General features: G+C 43.6%; 23 protein-coding genes. 5 read left to right on the plus strand and 18 right to left on the minus strand.

Annotation, left to right across the window (positions count from 1 at the left end):
* Nucleotides 1-29: 29 nt before the first annotated feature.
* From CO692_RS02225 to CO692_RS02265, 9 genes are all read right to left on the minus strand, one after another.
* Nucleotides 30-860 carry a MetQ/NlpA family ABC transporter substrate-binding protein gene (locus CO692_RS02225; protein ID WP_096741417.1) on the minus strand — a complete coding sequence of 277 codons (831 nt, stop codon included), beginning with the start codon at nt 858-860 and terminating at the stop codon, nt 30-32.
* Nucleotides 861-1,116: 256 nt separating this feature from the next.
* Nucleotides 1,117-2,211: an aminotransferase class I/II-fold pyridoxal phosphate-dependent enzyme gene (locus CO692_RS02230; protein WP_096741418.1), complete on the minus strand. Its 1,095-nt coding sequence runs from the start codon at nt 2,209-2,211 to the stop codon at nt 1,117-1,119.
* Complete coding sequence (locus CO692_RS02235) at nt 2,201-3,400, minus strand: MalY/PatB family protein (RefSeq protein ID WP_096741419.1); 1,200 nt, start codon at nt 3,398-3,400, stop codon at nt 2,201-2,203. The genes CO692_RS02230 and CO692_RS02235 overlap by 11 nt, the downstream gene beginning before the upstream one ends.
* A complete protein-coding gene (locus tag CO692_RS02240) occupies nt 3,390-4,358 on the minus strand; it encodes a homoserine O-succinyltransferase (protein ID WP_010747802.1) in 969 nt (322 codons plus the stop codon). Before CO692_RS02240 ends, CO692_RS02235 begins: the two co-directional genes overlap by 11 nt.
* Nucleotides 4,359-4,757: 399 nt before the next feature.
* Nucleotides 4,758-5,528 (minus strand): C39 family peptidase, encoded by a 771-nt coding sequence (locus CO692_RS02245; RefSeq protein WP_081116604.1) that lies wholly within the window; start codon nt 5,526-5,528, stop codon nt 4,758-4,760.
* Nucleotides 5,529-5,666: 138 nt separating this feature from the next.
* Nucleotides 5,667-6,278, minus strand: a complete 612-nt coding sequence (locus CO692_RS02250) for a hypothetical protein (RefSeq protein ID WP_005225537.1) — start codon at nt 6,276-6,278, stop codon at nt 5,667-5,669.
* A 118-nt stretch (nt 6,279-6,396) separates the two neighbouring features.
* Nucleotides 6,397-7,284, minus strand: coding sequence for a 16S rRNA (adenine(1518)-N(6)/adenine(1519)-N(6))-dimethyltransferase RsmA (gene rsmA / locus CO692_RS02255; protein WP_081116603.1), 888 nt, complete (start codon nt 7,282-7,284; stop codon nt 6,397-6,399).
* Nucleotides 7,281-7,853 carry a ribonuclease M5 gene (gene rnmV, locus CO692_RS02260; RefSeq protein ID WP_081116602.1) on the minus strand — a complete coding sequence of 191 codons (573 nt, stop codon included), beginning with the start codon at nt 7,851-7,853 and terminating at the stop codon, nt 7,281-7,283. The genes rsmA and rnmV overlap by 4 nt, the downstream gene beginning before the upstream one ends.
* Nucleotides 7,846-8,616 carry a TatD family hydrolase gene (locus CO692_RS02265; protein WP_074932156.1) on the minus strand — a complete coding sequence of 257 codons (771 nt, stop codon included), beginning with the start codon at nt 8,614-8,616 and terminating at the stop codon, nt 7,846-7,848. The genes rnmV and CO692_RS02265 overlap by 8 nt, the downstream gene beginning before the upstream one ends.
* Nucleotides 8,617-8,801: 185 nt before the next feature.
* Between CO692_RS02265 and CO692_RS02270 the strand changes: the two genes are divergently transcribed.
* The 3 genes from CO692_RS02270 to CO692_RS17630 all read left to right on the plus strand — a co-directional run bounded on the left by CO692_RS02270 (nt 8,802) and on the right by CO692_RS17630 (nt 10,860).
* Complete coding sequence (locus tag CO692_RS02270) at nt 8,802-9,518, plus strand: hypothetical protein (RefSeq protein WP_096741420.1); 717 nt, start codon at nt 8,802-8,804, stop codon at nt 9,516-9,518.
* Nucleotides 9,519-9,691: 173 nt separating this feature from the next.
* A complete protein-coding gene (locus tag CO692_RS02275; RefSeq protein WP_015509322.1) occupies nt 9,692-10,552 on the plus strand; it encodes a metallophosphoesterase in 861 nt (286 codons plus the stop codon).
* A 134-nt stretch (nt 10,553-10,686) separates the two neighbouring features.
* Nucleotides 10,687-10,860, plus strand: a complete 174-nt coding sequence (locus tag CO692_RS17630) for a hypothetical protein (protein WP_185932315.1) — start codon at nt 10,687-10,689, stop codon at nt 10,858-10,860.
* Nucleotides 10,861-10,888: 28 nt separating this feature from the next.
* On the opposite strand, the gene CO692_RS18075 is transcribed toward CO692_RS17630, so the two are convergent.
* On the minus strand, nt 10,889-12,646 hold the full coding sequence (locus tag CO692_RS18075) for a metal ABC transporter permease subunit (RefSeq protein WP_096741421.1): 1,758 nt from the start codon (nt 12,644-12,646) through the stop codon (nt 10,889-10,891).
* A 1-nt stretch (nt 12,647) separates the two neighbouring features.
* Entirely contained in the window at nt 12,648-13,370 is a 723-nt protein-coding gene (locus tag CO692_RS02285) for a metal ABC transporter ATP-binding protein (protein ID WP_060791832.1), read from the minus strand.
* Between the two features lie 573 nt (nt 13,371-13,943).
* Here CO692_RS02285 and CO692_RS02295 point away from each other — a divergent pair.
* Complete coding sequence (locus CO692_RS02295) at nt 13,944-15,458, plus strand: flavocytochrome c (protein WP_010747793.1); 1,515 nt, start codon at nt 13,944-13,946, stop codon at nt 15,456-15,458.
* 83 nt (nt 15,459-15,541) lie between these two features.
* Here the strand turns inward: CO692_RS02295 and CO692_RS02300 are convergent, their stop codons facing one another.
* From CO692_RS02300 to CO692_RS02315, 4 genes are all read right to left on the minus strand, one after another.
* Nucleotides 15,542-17,608 carry a beta-galactosidase gene (locus CO692_RS02300; RefSeq protein ID WP_096741423.1) on the minus strand — a complete coding sequence of 689 codons (2,067 nt, stop codon included), beginning with the start codon at nt 17,606-17,608 and terminating at the stop codon, nt 15,542-15,544.
* Between the two features lie 9 nt (nt 17,609-17,617).
* On the minus strand, nt 17,618-18,472 hold the full coding sequence (locus CO692_RS02305; RefSeq protein WP_096741424.1) for a sugar ABC transporter permease: 855 nt from the start codon (nt 18,470-18,472) through the stop codon (nt 17,618-17,620).
* A gap of 1 nt (nt 18,473) precedes the next feature.
* Nucleotides 18,474-19,709, minus strand: a complete 1,236-nt coding sequence (locus CO692_RS02310; RefSeq protein WP_096742849.1) for a carbohydrate ABC transporter permease — start codon at nt 19,707-19,709, stop codon at nt 18,474-18,476.
* A 139-nt stretch (nt 19,710-19,848) separates the two neighbouring features.
* The gene (locus CO692_RS02315) at nt 19,849-21,120 is read right to left on the minus strand and encodes an extracellular solute-binding protein (protein WP_096741425.1); all 1,272 of its coding nucleotides are present in this window, start codon (nt 21,118-21,120) and stop codon (nt 19,849-19,851) included.
* A gap of 255 nt (nt 21,121-21,375) precedes the next feature.
* Between CO692_RS02315 and CO692_RS02320 the strand changes: the two genes are divergently transcribed.
* A complete protein-coding gene (locus CO692_RS02320) occupies nt 21,376-22,314 on the plus strand; it encodes a LacI family DNA-binding transcriptional regulator (protein ID WP_096741426.1) in 939 nt (312 codons plus the stop codon).
* Nucleotides 22,315-22,396: 82 nt separating this feature from the next.
* Here CO692_RS02320 and CO692_RS02325 read toward each other — a convergent pair whose 3' ends face one another.
* From CO692_RS02325 to CO692_RS02335, 3 genes are read right to left on the minus strand one after another with little or no spacing between them, the layout of a single operon-like run.
* Nucleotides 22,397-22,918 (minus strand): GNAT family N-acetyltransferase, encoded by a 522-nt coding sequence (locus tag CO692_RS02325; protein WP_096741427.1) that lies wholly within the window; start codon nt 22,916-22,918, stop codon nt 22,397-22,399.
* 17 nt (nt 22,919-22,935) lie between these two features.
* The gene (locus tag CO692_RS02330; protein WP_096741428.1) at nt 22,936-23,697 is read right to left on the minus strand and encodes a YibE/F family protein; all 762 of its coding nucleotides are present in this window, start codon (nt 23,695-23,697) and stop codon (nt 22,936-22,938) included.
* On the minus strand, nt 23,694-24,725 hold the full coding sequence (locus tag CO692_RS02335; RefSeq protein WP_096741429.1) for a YibE/F family protein: 1,032 nt from the start codon (nt 24,723-24,725) through the stop codon (nt 23,694-23,696). Before CO692_RS02335 ends, CO692_RS02330 begins: the two co-directional genes overlap by 4 nt.
* Nucleotides 24,726-24,880: the final 155 nt, after the last annotated feature.

Here is a 24,880-nt window from a genome sequence, read left to right on the forward strand (position 1 = left end):
CTATATAATTATAGTAGATTTTTTGCTTTTTATTCCCAAACAGGGATACTTGATTTCTTGGTAACTTCGTCAATAATTGCTTTTACTTCATCGGTCTGATAATACGCTACGACCGTTTGGTACACATCATTTTCTGCTTCGTCTGCTCGCGCAGCAATGACATTATAATAGGGCGTGGAGGAGTCAGCCACAGGTTCTAAGAAAATCGCATCTTCTGTAGGAACCAAGCCAGCATCGACTGCCATGCCGTTGTTGATCAAAGAGATGTCGACATCGGTCATTGCCCGAGCCGTTTGATTGGAATCAAGCAGCTCAAATTTCAAGGCTTTGAGATTCTCAGTGACATCACTGGTTGTTGGCAGTAACCCTTTTGATTCATCCAAAGTGATCAAACCGGCCGTTTGTAAGAGTAATAGTGCGCGGCTTTCATTTGACACATCATTGGGTAAAGCCACCGTAGCACCATCTGCCAATTCGCTGACATCAGTGATTTTATCGGAATAAATACCAAGTGGGTTTAATGTCGTATACGCAATCGTCGTGTTGGAATAACCACTTTCTTCGTTGACATTATCCATAAAAATTTCCGTCAATGCTGCGTGAAGATCGATTGACCCATCCTCTAGTGCGACGATTGGTTGGCGATAATCGGTGAACTTCACCAGTTGCAAGTCGATATTTTCGTTTTCCTTCAATTCTTCCTGCACATGTTCCCAGGCTTCATTTTGTTCGCCAACGACACCTAATTTGACGACGGTCGTTTCTTCATCCGCTTGGTTGGTGCCACAGGCAGCCAAGCTAAACAAGGCAAGCAGCCCAATCACTACTGTCGTCAACACATTTACTACATTTCTTTTCATCCCTTTTTTCCCCTTTTGTTCCCTCCTCAGATCAATCGTCCTATTTCCTTGTCGAATGGCCCAACTAGACCAATTTCCCCTCTGTTTCTCAAAACAACCTACTTTTTCAAAGGAGAAATGGTTAATCCCTGTTGCCGTCAACCGAAAACATCGGACTCACTATTCATATGTAGTGTAACTTTATCCTATACAACTAAAACTGTCAATAAAATTACTCTACAAAAGTAAGTTTTTCGCTAGCTGATCTGTGGTTGGGTTATTTGAATATCTTCAGTGCATTTTCTAAGTCATCGATCAAATCTTTACTGCTTTCGATCCCAATGGAGATCCGTAAAAGATCCGGCGTCAATCCATAAGATTCTCGTACCTCTTGAGGAATATCTGCGTGGGTCTGTGTCGTTGGATACGTGATGAGACTTTCCACACCACCCAGGCTTTCCGCAAAGGTAAAGACCTTTAATGCCGCTAAGAAGCCGCTGATTTTGGTTTCATCAAGCACCCGAATACTGATCATCGCCCCTGCATTTGGGTACAGCACCTCTTTGATCGCCGGATGGGCTCGTAAAAAGCGGCCAACTTCCTTGGCGTTGGCTTCTTGCCGTTCAAAGCGCAACGGCAGCGTCTTTAAACTTCGGATGAATAACCACGTATCAAAGCTGCTCAAGGTCGGGCCTGAAGTATTGGCTAAATAATTCAAGCGCTCCCCTACTTGCGCATCTTTGGCGATGACGACGCCAGCCAAAATATCATTGTGACCTGATAAGAACTTGGTGCCTGAATGGATCACTAGATCCGCGCCTTCTTCTAAGGGCAACTGCCGTAACGGCGTCAAAAAGGTATTGTCTACGATCAGTAGCGCCCCATGGTCGTGAGCAAGCTTGGCGGTTTCAGCAATATCCGTCACGGTCATCAAAGGATTCGTTGGGGTCTCTAAAAAGACAGCCGTTACCTCGTCAGTTAGTTTTTCACTTAATTCTGTTACAGTGCTGAAGGTATCGAAGAATGCCCGTTGGCTTTTTTCCAATTCCGCAAAATAGCGAAAGCTGCCGCCATACAAATCACGAGAAACCAAAAAGCGACTCCCGCTGGTAAATAAGTCAAAAATCAAAGCGATCGCACTCATGCCAGAGCTGGTCACTACTGCCCGATCTCCTTTTTCTAATTCAGCAAGACCTGCTTCTAAGATATCACGGGTCGGGTTTTTGGTACGGGTATAATCATAGCCTGTACTTTGCCCTAACGCAGGATGAGCAAAGGTCGTGGAAAGATAGATCGGTGGGCTGATCGCCCCAGTTTGCTGATCCGAATGATTGCCTAATTGTGCCAGAAAAGTTGCTGTATCAATCGTCATGTCGTTCCTCCTTTTTGATTGCCTCGATCATGCGATCAAGGGCTTCTTGAATGATCGTCGGTGTTGTCGCAAGATTCAGACGAATCAAGCCCTGACCGTCTTGTGAAAACCATTCCCCATAGTCGACTGCCAGACCGGCAGTATCTTGGATCACGTGCTTGGTTCGTTCTTTGGCAATGACTTGCCGCAGATCCACCCAGAGAAGATAGGTTCCTTCTAATGGCAGGAGCTCAATTTTGGGAAATGCTGCTTGCAGTTGCTGGCGGACCATTTGTTCATTGGCAGCAATCACCAAAAGCAGGTCCGCTAGCCATTGATCCCCCGATTCATACGCGGCTTTCGCAGCCACCAATCCCAAATGATTGACTTCCGTCTGCTTGTATTGTCGACACCAAGCCTGATAGGCTCTGCGCATCTCTAAATCAGGAATCCAAACATGAGAGAGCAATAATCCTGCTAAGTTGAAAGTTTTTGAGGGCGAATCCAGAACGATCAGCTTCTCAAAGCCGACCCCCTGTGCCACTGTCACGGCTGAAACAAATTGCTGCTCACCGAGTATCAGCTCACGATGGATCTCGTCGGCGATCACGACAACCTCATGTTTTTGGCAAATGGCCAATAATTGATGCAGTTCTTTCTCTTGCCAGACCCGCCCTACTGGATTGTGGGGGGAGCAGAGAATAAATAGTTTCACTTTTTCTTCAATGATTTTGGCTTCAAAAGTAGCAAAATTGATTTGATAAAAATTCCCTACCTTTTGCAAGGGTGCTTCTATCAAGCGCCTTTTCGTCTCTTTGATGCTGTCAAAAAAGGGATAATAGACGGGCGGCTGGATCAAGATGCCATCGTCTGGTTCTGTGAAACAATGAAGCAAATCAACCAAAGATTGGACGACCCCTGTGGAAAACGAGAGCCATTTTTCTTCGAATTTCGTCCCCCAGTGGCGATCTTGCCAAGCTTGATAGGCTAAAAAATAGCCTGAGGGGGGAATCGCATAGCCAAAGGTTCCTTGAGCAACCAGTTGCTGCAAGGCTTCTTCCACTGCCTTTGGTGCAGCAAAATCCATATCAGCTACCCATAAAGGCAAAAGCTTTTCTCCTTGGAACCGTTGATCCACAAGATCCCATTTTAAAGAATCAGTGCCTTTTCGCTGTCTAGCATAGTGGGAGAGAAAATGCTCAATCGTCATTGATACTCACCCGACCTTCTGGCTCACTGCCAATTCGGTAACCTTCTTTCGTCGGCGTGACGGACAGGTCATACGGCGTTCGCAAATAGGTTTCATTGATCCAATTGCTGAAAAACAAAGAGGCATGCCCCCGCCAACGGTTGGTAATCTTTCCGCCTAAACGGTCATAGGCAAAGTAATTTTTAGGCAATGCGGTAGCTAAGCCCCGTTCCATGTCTCGCAAGTACTCTTCATTCAAGGTCGTTGTGTGGTATTCAAAATGCCCTAGCAAGAAGGCATTTTTATGATCTTCTGATACGAAGATGGAAGGCCCTGTTTCAACACCCGCTGCCAAGATTTCTAAAGGCGCCTGGGCGAGCTGGCCTTCATCGATGCCAGTATAGCGCGAATGGGGCGTATAAAAGACGTCGTCAAAACCACGAACGAGCGGATGAAAATGCGTGACTGCTTGTTCGAAGACACCGAACAATTTGCTTGGGTACAACACTTTGTCGATACCATAATGGTAATAAAGACCAGCTTGTGCCCCCCAACAAATATGCAGGACTGAAGTGCAATTCGTCTGGCTCCAATCCATGATCTCTTGCAGTTCTTGCCAATAATCAATGGCTTCAAAGGCCATTTTTTCAACAGGGGCACCAGTGATGATCAAGCCGTCGAATCGTTGGGACTGGATCACTGAGAATTCTTGATAGAACTTTTCCATGTGATCGACAGACGTGTTTTTACTTTCGTGGTACTTCATTTTCAATAAAGTTACTTCAATTTGCAGCGGACTTTGGGAAAGCAGGCGCAGCAATTGATTTTCTGTGGCGATCTTTTTCGGCATTAAATTGACGATTGCGATCTTCAAGGGACGAATCTCTTGTTTCGCCGCTTTATGCTGCAGTAAGGCAAAGACATTTTCTTTTTGCAGGACCGCTGCAGCGGGTAGTTCTTTGGGAATAATGATCGGCATTGCTTCAACTCCTTACAGTTAAATTTCTTGTTGAAGAGAAGGCGAATAGTTTCAGCTGTGAAAAACAAAAAAAGCCGCCCTTTTATCCTTACGGATAAAAGGGACGACTTGATGCGCGTTACCACCCTAATTCGTGCTATTCTCACAAATAACACCTCAACAGTACACTATGATACTTGGCGCTGTAACGGGCGCATGCCGTTTTGCTGGCGTGAACCAACAAAAAAACTCAGAGCTCATCTTCACTGATCACCGCATGTCTCCTTTTTCACCAACCGGAGTCTCTGTACCTTTGCTGATCTGCTACTCTTCTCTTCAACGTTATCGATTTCTTTGTTTAATTTTAAAAAATTATAATTGTTTTTTCATTTACTGTCAACGGCAAGTTAGGGGTTTTTCTTAGATTTCTTCTAAATATAAGTATTGCTGACCCATTTTCTCATAGATCGCTGCTAAGTCTTCTTTGCTGACTTCACGATCCTTATGTCCATAAGGGTCGTTGACATACATCGTCTCACCATCGATGCCTGTGATCACCACCGAATGGATCAATGCCGTCACAAGGATTTCGCCATTTTGGGTATTCCATTGAAAGAAATCCGCATCGGTAGGTACTTGTAATTCTAACGTCGCAATCATCCAAACTGGTTTCCCAGATTGTAGTACTTTGACGATCTCATCAAAGCTTTTGTCTCGTCCACTAATGACTTCGTATTGCTCTTTTACAATCCTTTCGGCGACATCGGTGATCGGTTCTACGTCAACCCCCATCGCGCTATCGCCGCCATAGATGTTTCCAACAAAGCCTTCTCGTGGATCTCCATGGTGATAATAATCCTCATAAAGCGGGACATACGCTAATTCTTCCGCCAATTGATTTTTATTGGTATCAAATCCGTAAAAATTCAAGAGCATCGATAAAGCCGTTACCTCACAGCCGTTCCCTAACGCCACTTCATCGAATTGATTTTCTAACGGAACATCCAATTGAATAACCTCACTGTATTCAGGCTCTGGTGTTTGTTCTTCATCCGAAAGTGCTAGTGTCAATTCATCCTCTATCTTTTCAAAGGGGGACTGCCCGTTCTTACTGTCATAAAAAATCAGCAGAAAGAAGAGCATCAAGACGAACATACCTAAAAGTAACCGTTTTAACTTTTTCTTCTTCATCTACTTCCTCCTCTTGTATATTATAACTTATTTCTGTTTATTATTTCACTATAATAAACTTTTTAGGAAGGAGTATTTTCTTAATCTAAACACAAAAAAATAGACCCGTTTAGGCAGCGGGTCTATTCAAACTGGCGCTTATGCCGCTTTCTTCTGTTTCTGAATAAAGCGTCCTTTTGCTTTTGAAAACGAACGAATATCAAATTGTTTGCTTAAGGCACCTGCAACAAAATAAGCCAAATTGAAATCGATCAAGCTATGGATCAAACCGCCGATCCCCATCAAAACGAACAAGAAATAGTAGAAATTACCATCGAATGCGGTCCCTGGTACATTTCCTGTGAAGTAAAAGGCGGCAACGACTGCCATTTCTACGGCAGAATGGATCAGTCCGATAATCAAGTTAAAGCTCTGAAATTTGATATTCAATAAAGAGGGTTTGCCATTTTTCAGTAAAATATCTGGGTGCTTCTGTAAATAAAAGGCACCGATGACGGCAAAAACAACATGGGACAATGCCCGTAAAGCAATGATTGGTGGCAGTGTTAAGAAAAAGCCAAAGGTCGTTCCTAAAGCTACCGCGATCGCCATCGCAGGTGAAAAGAACATCGCCACAAAGACGGGCACATGGCTAGCTAAGGTAAAAGATGCTGGTCCGATGACGATTTTGGGCATTACCATGGGAATGACGATCCCCATGCCGATCAACAATGCAGCGATCGTTAAATGGCGAATGGAATGATTTTTCATTTATACTCTCTCCTTCAATGTGTCATGACAGTTCTGTCTTGCTTATTCTACTGGTATTTCCACGAGGTGTCAAGACACAAAAAAACGAATGTTTATTCAACATCCGTTTTTATTGAAGTTATCCTTTACGCGCTTGCATTTCATTGCTTAATTTGGCAAATTCCGCTAACGACAGCGTTTCTCCACGTCGTTTCGGATCGATCCCACTTGCTTCTAAGCTGTCTGCCAACCACTGTTTGGTTGTTTCATCTTTTCCATAGCTATTTTGCAAATTGTTCCAAAGGGTTTTACGACGCAGCTGAAAGGCTGCTTTCGTTAATTTGAAAAACTCTTTTTCATCGGTGACTGCGACTGCTGGTTGTGATCGACGCGTCAATTTCAAAATAGCCGAATCAACATTCGGTTGGGGCACAAAAACGGTTTTCGGGACGATGAATGCCAGTTTTGCTTCCATGTAGTATTGCACAGCGATCGACAACGAGCCATAGGCTTTAGTCCCGGGAACTGCTGAGATTCGATCTGCCACTTCTTTTTGCATCATCACGACCATTTCATCTACTTTTACCTGAGACTCTAAAAAGTGCATCATAATTGGCGTAGTGATGTAGTAGGGCAAATTTGCGACAACTTTTAATGAAGCAGCCGTATCGCTGAATGCTGACTGAATGGTCGTTGCCAGATCTGCTTGCAAGACATCTTGATGAATGATTTTCACATTTTGATATGGCAGCATTGTGTCGGCTAACACTGGGATCAACCGATCATCAATTTCAAACGCCAACACTTGCTTGGCACGTTTTGCCAACTGTTCGGTCAGCGCACCGATTCCAGGACCAACCTCAATGACGTTTGTCGTCTCGTCGATGCCTGCAGTCTCTACGATTTTCCGTAAAATATTCGGTTCTGTTAAGAAGTTTTGCCCTAAACTTTTTTTAAAGGTAAAGCCATGTTTCGCTAAAATCTCTTTGGTTCTTGAGGGTGTTGCTATATCCCGTTCTTCCTTCACAATTCTTCCTCCACTATTTTCATTGCTTCTGCCAACTCTGCATCGGTGATACGAAACATTGCCAGCCGCTTCTCTAATTGTTTGCCGTTCGTATAGCCGATGCGTAAAAGATCCCCCAACCGCTCTCGTTTCTCTTTCGCTCCAGCACCTGCGATCAAGCCATACGCTAACAACTGTTGCCGATCAATGGTCCCCTCATTGACTTCATTTGAAGCAATCGGGGTTACGACTTTTCGCAAGGCTTCTTTCAACGCTTCATGGCTGGCGTGTTCCACGCCTAAACTGCCCTTGCTTTTCGGTGCTGCCTGGCTGCGCGGTAAAAAGGCATGCTTGGCATCAGGAACGACTTCCATAATGATCTTGCGGATCTTTTCTCCCGAAAAATCGGGATCGGTAAACACGATAACCCCTCGTGTCTCTTGGGCGTGCTCGATTTGATCAAGGATCGTGTCATCGATCGCCGAACCGATCGTCTCGATGGTATCTACATCGAACACTTCTTGCAACCGACGGGTGTCGTCTTTGCCTTCGACGACAATGATTTCTTCGATTTTCGGTTTATCAGTCATTGATCCTAAACAAGCGATGGGCATTTTTTGTCGTGTAGGCCGCAACATCAGCCACCGCTTCTTGCCGCAGCTCCGCGATTTTATCCACTACATAATGAGTATAGCCCGGTTCATTGCGCTTGCCGCGATAAGGAACAGGGGCTAAATACGGCGCGTCAGTCTCAACGAGCAGCCGATCTTGTGGCACGACTTGCGCAGCTTCTTGTACCTCCGTCGCCTTTTTGAAGGTCACGACACCACTAAAGGAAATATACATTCCTAGGTCCAAGAACTTTTTCGCCCATTCGCCGTCCCCGCTAAAGCTGTGCATGATGCCGCCGATCGTTTGGACTTTTTCATCCTTTAAAATCGCATAGGTATCTTCTAAGGCTTCACGGGTATGAATACTGATGGGCAGCTGATGTTCACGGGCGATCGCCATTTGCCGACGAAAGACCTTTTCTTGAACTTCCTTCGGATCTTCCATCCAGTGATAGTCTAAACCGATTTCACCTAGGGCAACGACTTTTGGTCGTTCCAAGCGCTCTTGCAAATAGGTTTCCACTTGTGGGGTATAAGAACCAGCTTCGGTTGGATGCCAACCGATAATACTGTAAATGCCAGGATATTCTTTGCTTAATGCTAACGATTTTTCAATCGTTGGCTGATCGAAACCGACGACCGCCATCTCCGTTACTCCTAGTTCTTGCGCGCGGGCGACCGTTTCGGGAATGTCTTCGTTAAACTGTTCTGCATTCAAATGTGTATGAGAATCAAAAATCATGAAATCTCCTCCTTAGTCCTTCTATACTCTAGCATATTTTGACGGTTTAAGAAACGAATCCTCTTCGCTTTTTTCATCAGTTTAAGAAAACTTTCAGCAAGCCAAAAAAATCCGCCCAAAGTTGGAGGACGCCGAAGCTGATTTTCTCTATACTGAGGGTAACGAAATCGTATGGAGGTGGAAATATGGAACGATCAAAAATTGATCCCGGCCGCTTTTTTTCTGGCCAAAAAGCAGCCACGAAAGGCACGTTAAAACATCAATATCATTACTATCGGCAGCAAAATGCCCATCAAGCATTCAACAGCGATTTTCAGAGAAATTTCCAGCATGATTTCCCGAATTTTGCTACCTGGCTAAAATTGCAGCAACAGACACCACAAAAGAATCAAACAGCGACTTTTTCTCACTGGTTATTGGTTGGTTTCTTCGGACTTTTGACAGCAGCAAGCTTTACGCAACAGCTCTTATTCCTACTTTTTGTCTTTGTCTTAGCCGCTCTCGTCAAAGGCCCTAGCATGATCGTATGGGGCATCGTGTATTCCTTCTTAGTTAGTCTGTTCCCTCCATTGGGTATCGTTCTTTCTGGCTTATTTTTCTTACTGACCCTGCGTCAATTAACCAAAAACGTCACTTTCGTTTTGACTGCATTGTACTTTTACGGCTATCCCTTTGTCATCACAGCCCTCCAACACTTTACGAATTGGGACCCGCAATGGCTGTGGGTCGGCAGTATCGGTTTTGCCTTGATCAGTGGCCATTTTGTCTTAAAGCAAAACTATCCCTTTGCTTCAAGTAAAAGTCTCGCATGGGCGATCATCTCCGTCCCTTATGATTGTGTCATGGCTTTGATCCCCGTCAAACACAAAGCACGCTTTAAACGTTTGGTGAAAATCAAATAATTACGATCTAGGATACAAAAGTCGGCTATTACAGCCCCTTTTGTATCTTTTTTTCATGGAAGAAACAAACGAAATACGATGGATATTTTTTGTTATTTTTGCTTTCGCATGATTGCTTTTTTTGTAAGAATCTACTATGCTAGAAACTAGCAAATCAAAAAAGGAGCCACGCCATGTACACCCTCATTCTTATTGCATTCCTCCTTACGGGCTTGCTAGTTTACTCCTTTATTATTGAACCGCATCTTCTCAAACAACGGCACTACCTCATAAAAAAAGACAAGCGCACCGTCTTAGATATTTCAAAGGCTTACGATCTTTATCAAGCAGAAAGCAATCTCGTGATCGCCCATATCAGCGACCTTCATTTTTCTCGTTGGTACAAACCACGGCGAATGAATCGCATCATTCGATCAACGATCCAAAACAAGCCGGATCTGATCATCATCACGGGGGATCTGATCGATAATTATAAAAAATGGCCGCATCGTTCAACCAAGCGACTGATCGAAAAGCTGAAAAAATTGCAAGCGCCTCTGGGTAAGATCGCAGTTATGGGGAACCATGACCATTTGAATGACGGGCATTACTTTGTTAAGGAAATATACCAGCATGCAGGGTTTACCTTACTTGATAATGAGTCGGTTTTTGGTTCTGATGACAAAACGTCGATGAATATTGTCGGTATCGATATAGAAAGTCCGAAAGTCAGTTTTACCTATGAAGCAACCTTAGCAGAATGGCAGTTGCTTTTGCTCCATGAACCCGATTATGTTTCTCGGATCACCAATCTGCCAAACTACGACTTGATTCTTTCTGGCCATAGCCATGGCGGGCAGATTCGCTTGCCTTTTTATTATGCGAAAACAAAGGGCGCGTTGAAATATACCGATGGGCTCTACCTTTTAGGCAATGAGACCTTATTAAGTGTTTCCAGCGGGGTTGGTATGACCAAGATTCCCGCCCGACTCGGTGTCCCACCTGAGATCCTTTATTACCATTTAGAACCGCAACAGCAATTGAACGTTTCTTAACTGTTCATCGGTGCAATTGGGAAAAAATCAGCGACTCGTTTCAGCAAACGTTCGATTCGCTGATTTTCTTTTTGCGCCTACCGTGTTAAAATATACTAAATAAACACTTTTCAACAATTAGGAGGAACCAAAAAATGCTCATCTCGGGAACGCTTTGGTTTTTGATCGCCTTCTTCGCTTATACAGCCTATGTATACGATCAGGGGTTGTACTTTCCTGTCATCGCTTTTCTTGCTGCTTTGATGGGCTGCGGATTTTATCTCTTTGCTTTTCTCCAGCACAAAAATACGACGAAAAAACATCCTTAGCCAGAACGAGCTAAGGATGTTTTTTGCATTATTGATTCAAGCCCTGATAAATCGTATCGAGATTCCACTTCATCATGTTATAGTAGCTGTCGCCTTCTTCTCCCGGTTCTGCAATCGAATCGGTAAAGACGGTTCCGAATATCGGAATACCTGCATCACGAGAAACACTTTGCATCGGACGAGTATTGACGCTGCTTTCGACAAACAAGGAAGCGACGGCTGAGTTTTGCAGCTGATCCACTAAGTTCTTGATTTGCGCAGGGGTTCCTTCTTCTTCGGTATTGATTTCCCAGATATAGGCAGACGGTACACCGTAGGCTTTGGAGAAGTATTTGAAGGCTCCCTCACTGGTGACGATCAATTTCTTCTCTTCGGGAATCGATTGGAAGTTTTCCTTCGCTTGCTGATCCAGTTCTTCTAATGAAGCCAAGTAGCGTTCAAGGTTTTCTTCATAGAAAGAGCGATTGTCAGGGTCCTTTTCGCTCAAGCGTTGAGCAATGTTTCGGGCATAGATCATACCGTTTTCTAGATTTAACCAGGCATGAGGATCGGCTTTGCTGTGGTCTTCATCATCAGAAAGATAAAGCACATCCACGCCATCACTGACGGCAAAGTAATCTTCATTTTCTACCTTATTGGCATTGTTCATCAATTTGGTAAACCAGCCATTGCCGCCAGTTTCTAGATTCAAGCCGTTGTAAAGGATAAGATCGGCATCGGTCGCTTTTCGAACATCTTCCACTAAAGGTTCATATTCATGGGGATCACGCCCCACTGGTACGATACTGTGAAGATCGATTCGATCACCGGCAATGTTTTCCGTAATATCAGCAATGATTGAATTGGTCGCTACTACTGAAAGTTTCCCTTCTGTTTGGGCCATCTGTCCGTTTTGCTGTGCCAAAAAGAAGCCACCAGCTACAGCTGCCGTTGCTAAAACCGCCGTCGCTGACCAGCGTTTGACTGGACTGGTCTTTTGTTTTGGTGAGAACAAGAAACCGATCACGAAAAAGGCTCCTGCGGTCAAAACGATACTTGATCCTGCGGCAATATTAAAGCTGTACCCGATAAACAAGCCGATAAATGAGGCGAAACCACCTAAAACCCCTGCGATGACCATCATACGCTTCAATTGTTTTGTATAAAGATAAGCCGTTGCTGCTGGAGTGACTAACAGAGCCACGATCAAGATCGTTCCGACGCTTTGCATCGCTGTCACTGAAACCAAAGTCAATAAGAACATCAATAAATAGTGATAGGCTTGCACTTTCATCCCAAAGGCCTTTGCCATCATCGGATCAAAAGACGTGATCAACAGTGGACGGAAGAAGAGGATAATCACTGCCAGCACAAGGATAGCGATAGCGATCGTCAGCCATTTGTCGCTGTCTTGCACCGCTAGCACATTCCCAAACAAAATGTGAAACAAATCAGTCGAACTATTTGCTACTCCAATCAAGATAACCCCTAAAGCTAGAAACGAACTAAAGGTGATACCGATCGCCGTATCGCTTTTGATCAGGCTGTTATTGGCGATATAGGTAATGATCATGGAAGCCAAGATCCCAAAGAAGATCGCCCCGACAAAAAAATGAACGCCGAAGATATAAGACAAGGCTACCCCTGGTAAGACCGCATGAGAGATTGCATCCCCCATCAAGGACATCCCACGTAAGATAATAAAACAACCGATCACCCCTGCCACAATCCCGATCGCGACTGCCGTGATCAAGGCATTTTGCAAGAAATGATAGTTACTTAAACTCGTAAAAAAGCTTGTCAACATGTTAAACGCCTCCTTTCACGATGATCGCATCGCCAAATGTTTGCTTCAAATTGCTTTCGGTAAAGACTTCACTGACTGGTCCCGCAGCGATCAGGGTTTGATTGAGCAGAACCAAGTAATCAAAGTATTCGGTGATTTTCCCCAGATCATGGTGAACGATAAAAATCGTCTTGCCAGCATCTCGCAAGTTACGCAACAGGCCGACGATGATCGCTTCACTGGTGGCATCGATCCCTACAAAGGGCTCATCGAGGAAAATATAGTTGGCATCTTGCACCAACGTTCGAGCAATCAAGACCCGCTGAAACTGCCCGCCGGACAATTCCCCAATCTGACGTTCCGCAAAGGATTCCATTTCTACCGCTGCCAGAGCGGCTGTCACTTTCTGCCAATCGTTTGCCGACATCCTTTGGAACATGCGCATCTTAGGATACAAGCCTAAAGATACGACTTCTTTGACTGTGATCGGAAACGTATAATCAACCGCGGTCTTTTGTTCGACATAGGCAATTTCCTTTTGAAAGTCTTTTAACGCTTTTTTGTCGACACTCATGTTCCCACTGGAAGGGATCAATTTCAACGCCGCTTTGATCAGCGTTGACTTCCCTGCCCCATTTGGACCAATGATCCCTACGATCGACGGTTTTTCTACTTGAAACGACAAATCCGAGATCACTTGATGATCGCCATCATAGGCTGCGGATATTTCTGAAAAAGTAATCATTATTTTCACTCCATTTCCATAGTTAAGGATAGTTTATTTATTTTTTAGGTAGACCTAACTTATTTTTATTATACAAGAAAGGATTGGTTTTGCAAGACAGTTCTCTTGATTTTTTTAAGAAACACCACAGTTTCTTGGCAATGACTCTTGAAAACTAAGATTCTATCTTTATTTATTGAGTAAAAGTTGGTGCCCACAAACACGGATGCCATCAATTTCTTTCTATCTTTTGAGCGCAAAGCATTTGATTTATTCTTAATAAAAGAGATCATTCCTCGGCACCTCAGTGACGTACGTTTTTTCAATAACAGAAGAGAGGCGAATCAAAGTCTCTTCGCTTTCTCCCTTTATGATTAATACCAAACAAATCAAAGAATCAACAATTCTTCTATTTACATAAATTCACGAATTCACTCTCTTTTATGATGACCAAGAAACCCTTTCATCTCGACTAAAACGCTTTATAAATTAAACTTTTCTAATTATTATGTGATTTTTCGAACAAAAGCTAAAAATAACATGACAACTATGTTAGTCTTTGATTTGGAAAAAGTTTTAGGAGGAATAAAAACAATGAAGAAAATTTTCCAAACACTATTAGTCCTAACCTCGTTAGCAACTTTGAGTGCTTGTGGCGCTGATTCACAAACAAGCAGCAGCTCAAGTACTGGTTCATCTGCTAATGAAGAAACAGATGCAACTTCTGCTGCATCTGGTCAAGAATACACAGACCCTAGCGAACTTGCAGACAGCTACGATGTCGTGATCGTCGGTGCAGGTGGCGCTGGAATGGCCGCTGCGATCCAAGCAAAAGAAGCTGGCGCAAACCCAGTTATTTTAGAAAAAATGCCAATTTCTGGTGGGAATACATTGAAATCTTCTGCAGGAATGAACGCTTCAGAAACCAAATTCCAAGAAGCAGAAGGCATCGAAGATTCAAACGATCTATTTTATGAAGAAACATTAGCTGGTGGTCACAACACCAATGATGAAGAATTGTTGCGCTACTTTGTGGATCATTCAGCAGAAGCGATCGATTGGTTAGATTCCATGGGTATCACTTTAGACAACTTAACAACGACTGGCGGGATGAGTGAAAAAAGAACGCACCGTCCATCGGATGGTTCCGCTGTTGGGGAATACTTAGTTGATGGCTTGATGCGCAACATCCATGAATTGGAAATCCCAATTTTTGTGAATGCCGATGTCAAAGAAATCAATGAAGAAGATGGCCAAGTCAACGGGGTGACGGTTGAAGTGGAAGGAACCGAACAAACCATTGATGCCAAAGCAGTTGTCGTTACAACAGGCGGTTTCGGTGCCAATTTCGACATGATCACCGAATACAAACCAGAATTGGCAGACTACGTGACAACGAACCAAGAGGGTTCGACTGGTGATGGGATCAAAATGATCGAAGCATTAGGTGGACAAACGGTTGATTTAGAGCAAATCCAAATCCACCCAACAGTGGATCAGTCTAAATCACTGTTGATCACTGAAGCTGTCCGTGGAGAAGGCGCGATCTTGGTCAATCAAGAAGGCGAACGGTTCTTCAATGAAATGGAAACACGAGACAAAGTCTCTGAAGCGATCATTGCCCTACCTGAAAAATCAGCAACGTTAGTTTTTGATGCAGGTGTCAAAGAACGCGTGACAGCCATTGATTTTTACGAGCAACAAGGGTTAGTCAAATCCGCTGACACGATCGAAGAATTAGCAAAAGAATTGGACATGCCAGAAGCAGCGCTTGCTGAAACGATCGCTACGTGGAACAGCAGTGTAGCTGCTGGTGAAGACGAAGCCTTTGGACGCAGCACAGCAATGGACAACGATTTGTCAACAGGACCTTACTATGCCATTGCCATCGCTCCTGGTATCCACCACACGATGGGCGGCGTGAAGATCAACACCAACACAGAAGTGATCGCTACGGATAACGAGATCATTCCAGGTCTTTTTGCAGCCGGTGAAGTAACTGGTGGGTTGCATGGTGAAAACCGAATTGGCGGTAATGCCGTTGCCGATATCATCATCTTCGGACGCCAAGCAGGAACAAAAGCTGCCGAATTTGCGCAAGAAAACTAAAACACTCTCTATAAAAAAGAAGTACTTACGTTTTTTTCATCAACGTAAGTACTTCTTTTTTCATATAATTGACACAATAGTTTTTATTGTTCTGGTGCTGTCACTTTGATAATCTGCACCTCATAAGGCGCCAACTGAAGCATTTGGTTTGTCGTTTTTCCAGTAAGCAAATCGACTCCTGTAGTTGCTACCTCTACTTCTTGATTTTCTTCGGAAAAATTCATCACAAAATAATAGGTGGTCGGAGCGAGCTGCTCTTGCTGACTTTCTCTACTTTGGATCGACACGTTCGTTGAACCTTGACGGACCCACTCATTTTGTATGCAAAGCTGTTGTGTTACTTCTTGATAGAAGTCTTCCAAAAAGGCTTGATCCGTCCGTCCCCCAAGATAGTAGGCACTTCCTTCACCATAATCATTTACGGTCACTGCAGCTTGACCTTGATAAAAATCAGCACCGTAGACCCCTAACGTTTGGGCAGTGTTTGTTTGAACAACACTACAATAATCATGAATTTGGTACTGCTGCTCCTTCATTAAAAGCAGATTTTTTTGTTTCGGATATAACGTATCGATTTCTTTCACAGACACACCAAACAGTTCTTCTAACTCTTGGGGCCAGCCCCCTAAATAGGTCAAGTCCGTTTCATTCACGATCCCCGTCAAATAAGTGGAAACCAGCGTCCCGCCATTTTTCGTATACTGTTGAAACTTTTTCATAGTTTCTTTTGGTAAAAGGTAAAGCATCGGAGCGATGATCAATTGGTAAGAGTCAAAGACATGGTCTTTCGTGATGACATCAACCGCGATGTCATGATCCCAAAAATAGCGATAATGCTCTTGCAACGTTTGTGGGTAGCGTTTGCTCTCCAAACCAAAACCTTGCGCATCATTGAGCGCCCAATTGTTATCCCAATCATAGATGATCGCCACTTTGGCTTTTTTGTGCAATCCTTTGATTTCTTTGATTTCTTCTAAGGCTTTTCCCACTTCGGCTACATCTTGAAAAACACGATTCTGTTCGTCGTTGTCATGGTCCACGACGGCCCCATGGAACTTCTCAGATGAGCCTCGAGATTTTCGCCATTGGAAATAAAGATTACTATCTGAACCGTGAGCAATAAATTGCATAGAAGACAACAGATGCATCCCGGGGCGTTTCGTGCGATTGACTGGATGCCAATTCACACCACTAGGGGTTGATTCCATGATCAAAAAGGGTTGCTTTTTCAAGCTACGGTACTGATCATTGATAAACCCAACCTTACTTGCCAAATCAGCGGTCGTTCCCCAATCATTATGCCAAGCAGGATAACAATCCCAACTAATGACATCCACATGCTGGGCAAATTTTCCATAATCAAGGCTATAAAAGGGAATCAAATCTCGGGTATCTGCCATGAAATTCGTTGTGATCGGCACATCTGGAGACAAACGACGAATGTCTTTGATCTCATGTTCATAGAAATCAATGGTCTGATCGGTCACAAAACGATGCCAGTCTAGATTTAGTCCATGAACTTGCATTTCGCCGATCGGTGAAGGAGATTCGATTTGCGACCAATCGGTGATCGTATGGCTCCAGAAAGGTCCCCACCAGGCCTCATTCAAGGCTGCTAATGTTTGGTACTTCTGCTTGACCCATTGACGAAAGTTTTCTTGGCAAATGGAACAATGACAATCTCCAGAATACTCATTGGATATATGCCACATTAATAGTGCTGGGTGGTCGTGGTAGCGTTCAGCTAATTTCCGATTGATGATCGCCACTTTCTCACGATAGATCGGTGAAGAAAAGCAGTGATTGTGACGCCCGCCGTGTAACATTTTTTCCCGTTTTTCATTAGTCCGTAGAACTTCAGGGTATGCTTTAGACAACCAGGCAGGACGCGCGCCGCTTGGCGTCGCTAAAATGACGTTGCTGTTTCGTTCGGCGAGCTCATCCATGATTTTGTCTAACCATTCAAATTGAAACACCCCTTCTGCTGGCTCTAAGGCACTCCAAGCAAAAATACCAAGGGAAAATGTATTAGCATGAGCTTTTTCCATTAGTTCTAAATCTTTGGCTAAGATCTCGGGATAATTTAGCCACTGGTCAGGATTATAATCCCCACCATGTAAAAAGCGTTCTTCTAAGTTATATCTTGTCATCTTCTCTTCCTATCCTTTTGTGCCACCAGCGGTCAAACCGGAGACAAAATGTTTTTGTAATGCAATAAAGACGAGCGCGATCGGAATACTGATCAAAATAGCCCCTGCCGCAAAAGTTGTATAGCTGGCTCCCATTTTATCCGTGACTAATTTGTATAACCCGATGGGTAATGTATAGTACTCAGGATTACGTAAAATCACAGAAGACAGGGCAAAGTCTCCAAGTGGTCCAGTAAAGCCATTCATGGCAACGACTGCCAGCATTGGTCGTGATAAAGGAATCAAAATTTGCCAGAATATTCGCGTATTGCTTGCGCCATCTATCTTGGCACTCTCGTCTAAATCTAACGGGATCGAGTCAAAATACCCTTTCAATAAGTACGTGTTCATGGGAATCTGCCCCCCAACGTAAATCAAGATCAGCAACCAATGGCTATTGATCAAGCCGAGCATTTGCGCCAATACAAAAATTGCGATCAAGGCAGAGAACTGCGGGATCATTTGTAGTAGTAAGAACAGCATCAACCCATTTTTACGGCCTGTAAAACGAAATCGTGAAAAGGAATACGCCGTCATGGAGACAAAAATCAGTGACAAGAACATGGTCATGACTCCAATCTTCAATGAGTTCCAATACCACTGGACATAATACAAAGAATTATCTCCTGCAAATAGTTTTTGATAATGCCCTAATGTTGGGTTAGCTGGAATCAAGCTCGTACTTACTAAACTGTTTCCCGGATTAAAACTTGCCCCCACAGCCCACAGCAATGGGTAGATAATTACGATCACAGACAACGTTAAGAGCAAGTACGTCAGGGAAAGACGGAGTATTTTTTGTTTTTTTATACTAGTAGTATTCATATCAACCGACCTCCTTGAATGAATTTGTTCGGCGGAATTGCCATAAAGCAATCGCAATCACGACGATCGATAAGAGAATCGTCAACGCTGCTGCTAATGCATATTGACTATTTTGCATCGTGAGCTTATAGATCCACGAAACCAAAATATCGGTACCACCAGCGGTCGAACCAGGAACTGCCGGTCCACCAGAATTAAACAGATAAATGATATTGAAATTGTTGAAGTTAAACGTATATTGCGTAATCAAAATCGGTGCCATTGCATAAAGCAGTAATGGCAATGTGATTCGGCGGAATTTTTGCATAGCTGAAGCACCATCGATGGTCGCCGCCTCATACAAATCATCCGGAATGGATTGCAGCGTCCCTGTAGTCACGATAAAAATATACGGAAAGCCTAGCCAGCCTTGAATCAGTAGCAAAGCTAAACGGGTCCAATTCGCACTCGTTAGCCAAGGAATCGGTGAAATCTGGAAGAAATTCAAAATCGAATGATTGATCGCACCAAAGGAATCATTGAACATTCCTGAAAACACCAAGATCGTAACAAATCCCGGAACTGCCCATGGGAGGATCAAAATCGTTCGAAAGAACTTTTTGAATCGTAGTTCTTTTTGATGCACCAGCACCGCTAAAAATATTCCGATAGAAACTTGTAACGTTGAGGCGATCAAGGTCCAGATAACTGTCCAGCCCAGAACATTGAAGAAGGTACTACGCCAAATATCGACAGTAAAAATCTTCTTAAAGGTCTCTAATCCCACCCAATCTGCTAAATTGGCGGGTGCAGAATGATACAGATCATAGTTCGTAAAAGCTAACGCGATACTAAAGAGAATCGGAAAAATAACAGAAAACGCGAGTAAGAAAAATGCTGGGCTACTCATTAAATAAGGATAGCCTTCTCTTAATAGTGCCTGGTAGCTTTCACGAATAGAGTTGACTGGTAGCTCATTGTCTCTTAATTCTCCGTTTTTATAGGCATCACGGATGTTTAAATAATAGAACAACAGACCAAAACCGATCACGATCAAGGCAACTAATCCTTCTGCTAATAAAAAGATGGAATTGTCTCTCGGCACTTCCACGCCTAATGTCACGATGCCCCAAAGTCCCATATTAAATAAATCTTTAAAGACGACAAGATACATAGCAAAAAAGAAGAAAAATAAAGCACCTTTGATTTTTTGCCGATTATAAAATTGACCGAATCCTGGAATTATCGAGAATAGCATTGCTCGTTTTGCATACGACTGCGTGTTTTTCACATTTTCGCCCCCTGTAAGAAAAAGCCGCTGACAAACGTTTCGTTCGGCCATACTTGATTCCTAGTGATGAATGACCATCTGAAACGTTTGTCCTCGTAACGACTTTCTAGTTTTGAATTGCTGCAATGGCTGATTTGATCTGATCGACTGCTTGTGGTAAAGCTGTTTTCGGTTCAGCCTTTCCAGTAGCAATGGTTTGTAATGCGGCATCAATTGGTTCCCATACCGAGTTCATCTCGGTAATTCCTGGTGTTAGCTCTGCATATTGAGATTGAGCGGCAATGGCTGCGGCACTTTCACTTTCTTGTACTGTAGAATCTTCCGCTAAGGCAGCAACTGCTGGTACTTCCTGTGTTTTTTCATAACGAACTTTTGAATTTTCCTCATTGCTGATAAATTTGACGAACGCTTCAGCTAATTCAGGGTTTTGGGAATAGCTACTTACGTTGTAGCTTTTGACACCGATAAAGGAGCCCATATGTTCTCCATTGGCCAGCAATGGCAATTCCTGAACTCCAAAATCAATACCAGCTTCTTGAAAAGGAGCTAAATTCCAAGGACCAGAAATCACGGCTGCCGCTTTCCCTTCTGTAAAGAGTGAATCAATCACATTAATACCTTGTTCCCCAACGATTCCTGGAGGAAAGACACCTTCATCATAAAATTTTTGGATATAGTCAGCTCCTTCGATCGCGCCTTCATTTGCCAGACCGATGTCCTCTGGATTATAAGAACCGTCTGCATTCGTACCAAATACATACCCACCATAACCACCAAGAACACCTTGGGCATAGTAAATTTGATCCCATTGAGCCAATAGACCATAGCTATCCGGCCCTAAAACAGACTTGGAATACTCCAGCCACTCATCCGTTGTCTGTGGCAAGTCTTCTTCGGAAATTAGTTCTTTGTTATAATACAAAATTTGTGTTTCAACCGCTTTTGGTAAGCCGTAGACTTTGCCGTCAACGATTTGCGATTGCATTGCTGATTCTGTATACAGCTCTTGTAGCGTTTGATCGACTGTTAATTCTTTCAACAAACCTTCGGTAACGGCTGTACCGATTTGATCGCCAGGAATCGTGATGACATCCGCACCTGTACCAGCGGGTCCATCCAATCGTAAATCTTCGATCTGTCCACCATAGGCTTTTTCGACCACTTTGATCGTCACATCGTGTTCTTCTTCAAATTGTTTGACTGCCTCTTCAATCCCAGCTGATTTTGCTTGGTCTTCCCAGACCAATAGATCATAGTCCTTATCGCTGCCACTATTTGCTGCAGTACTATCTGTCCCTTCACTTTGTGGACCGCAAGCACCTAATCCTAAAGCTGCTACACTTAAAAAAAGAACTCGAGACATTTTTTTCATCATCATTTCTCCACCTTTTCTTTATTTTGCAAACGCTATCTTCTCGTTTATAATAAATTATTTTACTTAATATGTAAATAGTTTTACTAAATTAATTTCTTAAACGGAGTAAATAAACGGATAAAATCAAGGTTTATCACACGAATATTTTTTTCAAAATACCTCTTTGTTATTAACTTTCACTATTCAGTAAATATATTTAGTAAATTCATTTACTTGGTAAAGTTGTTAGCGTATACTAGAAGAAAGAGGTGAAGAAGATTGGTTACAATAAAAAAAATTGCCGAGCAATCAGGCTTTTCACAAGCGACTGTTTCCCGATTATTGAAAGGCGACGAATCGTTGTCGATCGCAGCCGATACGCGTCAAAAAATTATTCATACCGCTTTATCCCTAGGTTATGATCGCTCAAAAATAAAAACAACACTAGAAAAAATCGCCGTCCTTTTCTGGCTGACAGAACAAGAAGAGCTGCAAGATGTCTATTTTCGACAATTGCGTATCTCTTTAGAAAAATATGCGAAAATCAACAATTTGGAAATTCAACTGATCACCCATGAAGATGATGTTTTAGAAACACTGCAAGAAGTCGCCGGATTTATTGGGATTGGCTCTTTCACTGAGAAAGAAACGCAGCAGTTCAAATCCGTTTGCCCCTATGGCGTCCTTTTGGAAATCAACCCCTGTCCAGAGCTGTTCGATACGGTCAAACCTGATACTGATCGAATGACGCAACTGGCGATCGATCTATTTTTAACAAAAGGATACCGAAAGATCGGCTTTATTGGTGGTGCTTATCTAAATCCTGATACCCAACGTGCAGAAATGGATAGTCGCGAGGTCATCTTCCGTCAAACGCTGGCTCGTCGAGATGCGCTCGATGAGGCGTTCTTATTTAGTGGTGACAATTTGCCAGAGGCGCTCTTTGTGGCTTCTGACACCATCGCAGTTGGTGTGCTCCAAGCGTTAAATGAACGATCCATCATCATTCCTGATCGCTTGGAATTAATCAGTATCAACGACAATGAGATCGCAAAATTTGTGGCTCCCCCTCTAACAACGTTTAACATTGATGTGGAGGAAATCGCCAAAACCGCGATCGATTTATTGGTGGATCAGATCGTTCATCCTCGAGCGATCACCAAAACAGTCCTTTTAGGGGCTGAACTCATCGAACGAAAAAGCTTTACGCAAGCATAAAAAACGCCCATAGAAAGTTAGAAAAAGCTAACTTTCTAAGGGCGTTTCATTGTCTAAATCGAAAAAAGCATTCTTTCGTTTTTCACATTTCTTTCGCCACAGCATACACAAGATGCGGCATGTCCACTTGCCGATAGTGTTTGACAAAGCGATCCACCAGCTTCATTCCATTGCGCAATGCCACATTTATGGAGGCTTGATTGGTCTCACGAATGGTCGAATAAACAATGGCGGCATTCAGCGTTGCAAACGCATAGTCTTTACAAGCCTGGGCGGCTTCTGTGGCAAACCCATGATGCCAGAAGTTCTTTTGAAACAAGTACCCAATTTCTAAAACGGCCTCTCCCTTGACGTCTTGCCATGTCAACCCGCATTGACCGATCGCTTGCCCGGATGCTTTCTCAATCACTAGCCACAAGCCAATGTGATCGTTTTGATAGCGTTGCAGCTGTTTGTCGATCCAACCAGTGACTTCTTGCTCACTGAAGGGTCCTTCATAGGCAATCATAACTTCTGGATCTTGCAAAATCTTTTCAATCGCTGGTCGATCGTCATGACTCATTTCTCGCAGCACTAATCGCTTAGTTTCAATTAGTGGTTCCATGGTGGTTGCGCTCCTTCCTATTCCATTCGGTTTCTTTTCAAAAAATACCAACTTGCTGCCCATGCGGTGATGGGTAAAATAATCACCGCTGCCAGACCTGTGATCAAACAAACGATCAATTCTGAGACGAACGCCTTCGAATTGATCATTTCACCAAAGGAGATCGACAAATCTTGAAACCACGCAATCAACGCCAGATTACTTCCCATAAAGGCAAACAATAAGGTATTGATCGTCGAAGACAATACGTCTGATACCACGGTCATACTACTTTTACTTAATGCCTTGAGCGAGACTTGCGGGTTTGCTTGAAAAAGTTCATAGGTCGCAGTGCTGATCGCCATACTCCCATCTGTCACCGCCCCCGAAAAACTCATCAAAATGATCGCAGTCATCAATGTCTTAAAATCGATGGTTACATCAAAGGAATACATCGCCAACTCATCCAGTTCCTCTGCCGAAAACCCATGAAGATTCATTGCAGAGAGCACAAGCGGAAATAGTAGTAGAAAAATCCCTAGAAAGACCAACACACAGACAAAGGCAATTTTGGTTTTCTGATTGACGCCGTTCACGAAAAACAAGGTGATCGCCGCCACGGCTAAAAAGGCAACACAAGCCGCTGGTAAGATCGGTGCCCCTCGGTCAATCAGGACCAGCAGCGCTAGAAAGACAGCCACATTCATAAACAAACCCGTGACTTGAAACAGCCCTTCGATCCGAAAAACAGCGAAGGTCAGCAAGAGAAAAAGCAAGATCAACACAAACAAAACATTCATTTTGCTTTCCTCCTTTGCACTTCAAAACAAAGGAGCGTCAAAGGTACCGATAAAACCAACGCAAAGCCGCCGCATACTGTACGCACTATTTCTAAAGAAAGATGCATCGGCAATGCTTGCGACAGCAGCCAGCCATTTGCGAGGTAAAACAATAGCGCTGGCATACTTCCGCTTAAATAGGCAAACAACAAGACATTGATCATCGAAGAAGTCGTATCTTGCGCGATGGACCGACCAATCGCTAATCGTTCCTTGCGGCTAGTCTGGGGATTGATGCGCTGGATCTCATCTAGACTGGCAATCAGCATGACAATATTGTCCATGCTGGCACCAATCGCGCCAATCAGCAGACTCCCTAGATAGACACTGCGATACGGACGGGTCAGAAACGACATTTCTTCATAGCGCAGCCCATGATCTTGCAAAAGATCCATGGCGAACCGACAGAGAAAAAACGCCAAGAGGACGCTGGCTAACGAGGCAATGATTTTGCGGCTGTCGATCGTACGAAAGCCATAGGAAATCCCCATCGTCAAAACCAACGAGACGATCGTAAAAACGATCATCAAAAAGACCAATGAAAAGGAGCTGTTGCCTTTGTGAAACCAAAGAAAAAGGAGCAGCAAGCCAGTATTCACAAAGATACTAAATAAAGCCCGCAAGCCCTTTTTGCCACCAATTGCGACTACAGCCATCAAAAATAAGGCAAGGAAGAAAAAGAGATACCCATCCCGTTTTTGTGCTTGTACCTGCCAGCCATCCCCTTCTTTTTGCAAAAGCAGCTGTTGTCCGGTCTGATATAACGGATGAATCGCCCCGTTGGGGGTGTATTGCGTAGTGACTGTCCGCAGTACTCCAGCTTCTTCTCCGTTACGAACGATCCCTTGGATCTGCTGCTGGTCGGCGGTGACTTGAACCGTTTGTACTTCTATGATCGGCTGTGCATAAAAGCGGCTACTTTGGGTTTGGATCAGCCAGCTCAAGACCAGCAAGCTAACAAAGGCCGCTAGATAATAATACTTTTTCAAGACCGTCTCCTTTCATTTTCAGCAAAAAAAGACTTAGACAAACCACCAGTCCTACGACCAATCACCTTGTGAGGCTGGATGACTGGTCGAAATGGTTACTGTGTTGGCGAGACTAACTGCTTTGTTAGTCGCCTGCTTTGTCAAAGTCCTTTTAC

The sequence above is a fragment of the Enterococcus sp. FDAARGOS_375 genome, assembly GCF_002393265.1.
Taxonomy (GTDB): domain Bacteria; phylum Bacillota; class Bacilli; order Lactobacillales; family Enterococcaceae; genus Enterococcus_D; species Enterococcus_D innesii.